Source organism: Mycobacteriales bacterium (assembly GCA_035690485.1).
Taxonomy (GTDB): domain Bacteria; phylum Actinomycetota; class Actinomycetes; order JAFAQI01; family DASSKL01; genus DASSKL01.
On record DASSKL010000058.1, the window covers coordinates 1 to 4,912 of the forward strand.

Sequence of the window (4,912 nt, forward strand, 5' to 3'; positions counted from 1 at the left end):
CCCCTTGTCCAGATCCTTGTCCGCGACCTTGTCCGCGGCGGCGACCTGCGGCGGCACCTTGTCCGGAAGCTTGTCCAGCCGCCGGCGCCGACGGTCGCCACCAGACCGCGACCGGGCCGCCGGGGAGGTGGTCACGACACCACGGCGGCCGCGGCGGCCGAGTCGGCGGCGACGCGGCCGTGGCGCGGCCCAGCGGACCCGCTGACGGGCCGCTGAGAGGCCGGTGGGCGGCCCCCTGTCGGCGTACTACTTCACGTGTAGGTGTGCGTACGACCTCACGTGTCGGTCTTCGGCGGGCTGATCATGGCATGGGTTCACCCCCGGTGACGAGGTTGAGTCGGTCTTTGAGCCGGTAGCTGGGGCCGTTGATCGACAGCACGTCGCAGTGGTGCAGGAGCCGGTCGAGGATGGCGGTGGCGAGAACGTCGTCGCCGAGGACGCTGCCCCATTCGGCGAAGCTCTTGTTCGAGGTGAGGATGATCGACCCGCGTTCGTAGCGGCGGGAGACGAGCTGGAAGACCATGTTGGCTTCGGTGCGGTCCAGGGGGAGGTAGCCGACCTCGTCGACGACGAGCACGGAGGGTCGTAGGTAGTACTGCAGTTGGCGGTTGAACCGGCCGGTGGCTTCGGCGACTTTGAGCTTGCGGACGAGGTCGTCGAGGGTGGTGAAGTAGATCGAGTAGCCGGCCCGGCAGGCCGCGACGGCCAGGCCGACGGCGAGCATGGTCTTGCCGACGCCGGGTGGGCCGAGCAGCGCGATGTTGCTTTTGGCGTTGATGAACTCGAGGGTGGCCAGGTCGCGGACCTTGCGCGGGTCGAGGTCGGGTTGGAAGGCGAAGTCGAACTCGTCGATGGTCTTGTGGTGCGGCAGCCCGGAGAGTTTGAGCGCGTTTCGGAACCGGCGTCCTTCGCGCAGGCCGAGTTCTTCTTCCAGGAGCAGGTCGACGAAGTCCAGATAGCCCATCTGCTCGGCGTCGGCGCGTTCGACCAGCTGGGTGACGGTGTCGGTCAGGTGGGTGAGGCCGAGCCGGGTGGCGTGCTCGCGGATCCGGTCGGTGACCAGGCTGCTCATCGGCTGCTCCCCGCCTGGGCGGCGGCCGCGTAGTCGGCCAGCGGCCGGCTCGCGACGGTGACGTCAGGGCGGCGGCGGTGCGGCAGCAGCCCGGCCAGCGGCGCATCGACCGCGGCATCGCTCGCGGTCCGGCCGCGGTGCGGCAGCTCGATGACGGTGGCGCGGGTGTGACCGTCGGGCAGCCCGTCCCAGTGCGCGGGGTCCACCACCCAGCTGCCGCGGACGGCCGCACGAGCGTGGCGGGCCAGCGGCCGGCCGTCGAGGGCGTGGATCGCCACGATGTCGGGCAGCACCCGCAACTCAACGGTCTGCCCGGCACGGATCTGTCGCGCGGGCACCGAATACAGCGATGCCTCGAAGGAGATCAGGCAGTCCTTGCCGACTCGTCGCAGATGCTTGTCGTCGACCAGGAAGGCTGCCGCCGGCAGCGGTGCCAGCGCCGCCCGGTCGGCTTCGGCCCGCACTGCGATGACCTCGCCGTGGGTGCGGTGGGTCTGGCCGCGGCGGATCGGTAGCCAGCCGGTGAACGCGGCGTCGAGTTCGGCGATCGAGTCGAAGTCCCGGCCGGCGAGCACATGGTCACGGACGATGCTGACTTGGCGCTCGACCCGGCCCTTGCCCGTCGGCCGGTAGGCCGCCAGCGGGTCGATGACGAACCCGTAGTGGGCGGCGAAGGCGGCCGCGGTCGGGTGCAGCGGCACCGCCGCCCCGGGCGCGACGTGGCGGCGGATCACGGTCTTCACCCGGTCATAGACGATCGACCCCGGGACCCCGCCGAAGTGCGTGAACGCCCGGCGGTGACAAGCCCAGAACGTGGCCATGTCGGTGCTGGTCGTGAAGCAACTGAACGGGTCGCGGGAGTAGGACAACGTCATGTGGAACGAGTAGACCTTGCCGATCCCGACGTGAGCCAGGATCGGCCCCTCGTCGCCCCAGTCGACTTGCGCCTGCGCGCCGGGCACCGTCTCGAAGCGGCGGTGCAGCCCGTGCAGCCGGTTCTCGTCGTGTTCGTCGAGCTCGTCAGCGATCCGCGGCCGCGCGGTCGCGACATACATCTTCACCCGCTGGTAATGGCCGGTGAAGCCGTGCTCGGTGACCAGACGTTCATGGACCACGCTGGCCCGGATCGTGATGTCCTTGCGCAGCAGCGCGTCCACCACCTCGGTGAACGGGCCGATCTTCTGCGGCTGCATGCCGGCCCGCGACGGCGCGCGAGGTGGCAGCGCCACGCCGTCCTCGACCAGGTACTTCTTCACCGTGCGCCAGTCACTGCCACACTCGCGGCCGATCTCGGCATAGGTCGCGCCTGCCTCGTGCAGCACGCGGAAACGACGAATGTTCATCCAGGACTCCGCATCCAGGATCATGAGCAGCGGTCACCCTTCGGGCTCGTCTACTTGGCGGTGGACGAACCGAAGGGTGATCTTGCTCAGAACGACAACGGCCTCGACGCGCCGAAGACCGACCTACACGTCAGGTCGTACGCGGAGCGACACGTGAGGTCGTACGCGGACAGCGGGGCGCCTTTGCCCATCCACCGGGCCTTGCGGATCGCGTGTCCGAGCACGTCGGTCGGCGCGCGGGCCGCGACCGCGACGTCGTTGACGTCCCGCCCGGCCGGCCAGTCGACCCGGAAGCACTCGACACCGTCCGCGAGCAGCTCCGCCGCCAGTGCGGTGGCTGCCTTGTTGCCGGCGTCGTCGTTGTCATAAGCGATCAGCACCCGACGGGTGCCGTGCCGGGCCAGCGCCTCGCCGTGGTCCGGGGTGAACCCCTCGGTGCCGTAGGCGGCAGTGACATGACGGAACCCGGCGCACCACAACGTCAACGCGTCGACCAGCGACTCACAGACGATCAGCTCGTCGCTGGCGGCGAACGCTTCGATGTTGAACACCCCGCGGTGCGGCCCCGGCAGATACAGATGCGCCGGCGTCCCCGGCCGCAGATCGTCCCGGATCTTCCGGCCATAGAGCTCCGTGACGACACCGGCGTCGTCGGCGACCGGGACCACCAGCGACCCGGCAAGATGCTCATGCCCCGACGATCGGAAGATCCCCAACTCGGTGAGCCGGCCGCGCGGCGCTTGTCCGGCAGCCGCAGCCCCAGCGTGCGGTTGGCGTAGCCGAACCGGAACGTGCTCAACGCGTCCGGATGGTCGATGCGGCGGCGGCGCAGATACTCCAACGCCTCGCCCGACTCCAGGAGCACCCGGTGGTAGTAGTCGACGACCTGGCCGAGCAACTCGGCGTCACCCGCGGACTGCTGCACCGGTGTCGGCAGCTTGCGGACCGTCGACCGCTTCGGCGCCGGGCCGGCCGCCTTCGTGGTGATCGTGCCGTCGCGCAGCAGCTCCACCGCATGCCGGAACGACACCCCCTCGACCCGCATCACCCAATCGATCACGGACCCGCCGGTGGAACACGCGCCCATGCAGTGCCACAGGTTCTTGCCCGGCGTCACCACCAGGCTCGGGTCGCGGTCGTCGTGGAACGGGCAGCACCCGACCAGGTCCTTGCCGACCCGGCGCAGCTCGATCCCACGCGCCTCCACCAGGCTCGCGAGCGACACCCGCTCCTTCAGCTGCTCGATCTCCGCCTCGGGGACCCTCGCCACGCCGCCCTCCGAAAAAATCTTGGATTCACCACGAGTGGCAACAGGCTATGCCATGTGATGCACTACATGGCAACGAACCACGCCATCGGAGGCGAGCGTGACCGTCATCGACGCAGCAGAATGGTCCTCACGTGACGAACACGGAGGCCACCCGGTGCCCAGCCCCTTCCTCGCCGAACGGCTGCGCGAGCTGCGCGTCGAAGCCGGCTGGTCCCAAGCCGAACTCGCCGACAAGATCGGCAGCGACGGTCGGCAAGTCAGCCGCTATGAGAACGGCCGCATCACGCCGTCACTGGAAGCGCTCGTGCGCATCGCCCAGACCTTCAACGTCAGCCTCGACTACCTGGTAGTCCCAGACGCACCACGGCGACCACTGCACGGCCCCGACGACTTCATCGCCGACAAGCTCGGCGACATCGCCACCCTCGACGAAGACGACCAAGCCGCCCTGCTGAAAGTCCTCGACGCCCTCGTGACCAAGACGAAACTCCGCGCGCTCACCGGTGGAGCCAGCTGAGGTCAGTGGAGCTCTCGCGTTAGCACCTTCTCGACGAATCCCGCGCCCATTAGCCCGTCGCGCGGGCCATGTTCGGCCGTGCCGGGGGTCACCTGCTCCTCGCGGAGCATCTTTGCGGGATCGTCGTCGTCATAGAAGACGCGGAACGACCGCCCGGTCAGTTCCTCGTAGCGCACGAACACCGGCATCGGCCAGTCGGTGCGATCCCAGTCGTCATGTCGACCGAGGATCGGCCACTTGCCCTGCACCAAACCGAGGTGCCCAAACTTGCCGACCACGACAGCGTCCTGCGGCTTCAGGTCTCGGAGATCGTCGAGCGTCGGAGGCTCGTCCCGCCGCGGCCCGAAGAAGTAGCCCAACAATGCCGCCTTCGGGTTCGCCCGGGCGACCACGCCGACCGCATAGCCGCCCTCCCTCAGCGGGACCGCGAACCAGTCGCCCTCGCGGTAGTTGATGCGCGGCATCACCCACCACCCAACCGATCGAGGTACTGGAACGCCGACTCGATGTAGTCCGCGAAGTTCGCGTTGCGCGGGTTGATTGCGCGAATCTTGTTGAACCCGCCGTTCACGCTCCGCGCCTCCGGATACATGTCATAGAGCAGCTGCTCAAGCCCACGCTGCTCGGCGTACACGTCGGTCCGGTACTCGACGTTGAACCGATACTCGCCCAGCACCGGGTCATTGAAGTGAGCAGCCTCGCGCGCGGCG

Annotated in this window: 7 protein-coding genes; 1 reads left to right on the forward strand and 6 read right to left on the reverse strand. The window is 68.7% G+C overall.

The features are described 5' to 3' along the window. Positions 1–301: 301 nt before the first annotated feature. From istB to VFJ21_07480, 4 genes are all read right to left on the reverse strand, one after another. Positions 302–1,072: an IS21-like element helper ATPase IstB gene (gene istB, locus VFJ21_07465; GenBank protein HET7406957.1), complete on the reverse strand. Its 771-nt coding sequence runs from the start codon at positions 1,070–1,072 to the stop codon at positions 302–304. Next, a complete protein-coding gene (istA, locus tag VFJ21_07470; protein HET7406958.1) occupies positions 1,069–2,439 on the reverse strand; it encodes an IS21 family transposase in 1,371 nt (456 codons plus the stop codon). Before istA ends, istB begins: the two co-directional genes overlap by 4 nt. A 62-nt stretch (positions 2,440–2,501) precedes the next feature. Further along, positions 2,502–2,966, reverse strand: a complete 465-nt coding sequence (locus VFJ21_07475; protein HET7406959.1) for a toprim domain-containing protein — start codon at positions 2,964–2,966, stop codon at positions 2,502–2,504. Then, positions 2,927–3,685, reverse strand: a complete 759-nt coding sequence (locus VFJ21_07480) for a CHC2 zinc finger domain-containing protein (GenBank protein ID HET7406960.1) — start codon at positions 3,683–3,685, stop codon at positions 2,927–2,929. Before VFJ21_07480 ends, VFJ21_07475 begins: the two co-directional genes overlap by 40 nt. Before the next feature lie 97 nt (positions 3,686–3,782). Here VFJ21_07480 and VFJ21_07485 point away from each other — a divergent pair, with 97 nt between their 5' ends. Next, positions 3,783–4,202 carry a helix-turn-helix transcriptional regulator gene (locus VFJ21_07485; protein ID HET7406961.1) on the forward strand — a complete coding sequence of 140 codons (420 nt, stop codon included), beginning with the start codon at positions 3,783–3,785 and terminating at the stop codon, positions 4,200–4,202. A gap of 2 nt (positions 4,203–4,204) precedes the next feature. On the opposite strand, the gene VFJ21_07490 is transcribed toward VFJ21_07485, so the two are convergent. After that, on the reverse strand, positions 4,205–4,666 hold the full coding sequence (locus tag VFJ21_07490) for an immunity 26/phosphotriesterase HocA family protein (protein HET7406962.1): 462 nt from the start codon (positions 4,664–4,666) through the stop codon (positions 4,205–4,207). After that, a partial coding sequence (locus VFJ21_07495; protein HET7406963.1) for a hypothetical protein occupies positions 4,666–4,912 on the reverse strand: 247 nt, incomplete at its 5' end. The genes VFJ21_07495 and VFJ21_07490, both read right to left, overlap by 1 nt.

What these genes read in the sequence shown, in the direction of transcription:
- istB (HET7406957.1), bottom strand. Translation starts at nt 1,072, where the DNA reads ATGAGCAGCCTGGTCACCGACCGGATCCGCGAGCACGCCACCCGGCTC.
- istA (HET7406958.1), bottom strand. Translation starts at nt 2,439, where the DNA reads ATGATCCTGGATGCGGAGTCCTGGATGAACATTCGTCGTTTCCGCGTG.
- VFJ21_07490 (HET7406962.1), bottom strand. Translation starts at nt 4,666, where the DNA reads ATGCCGCGCATCAACTACCGCGAGGGCGACTGGTTCGCGGTCCCGCTG.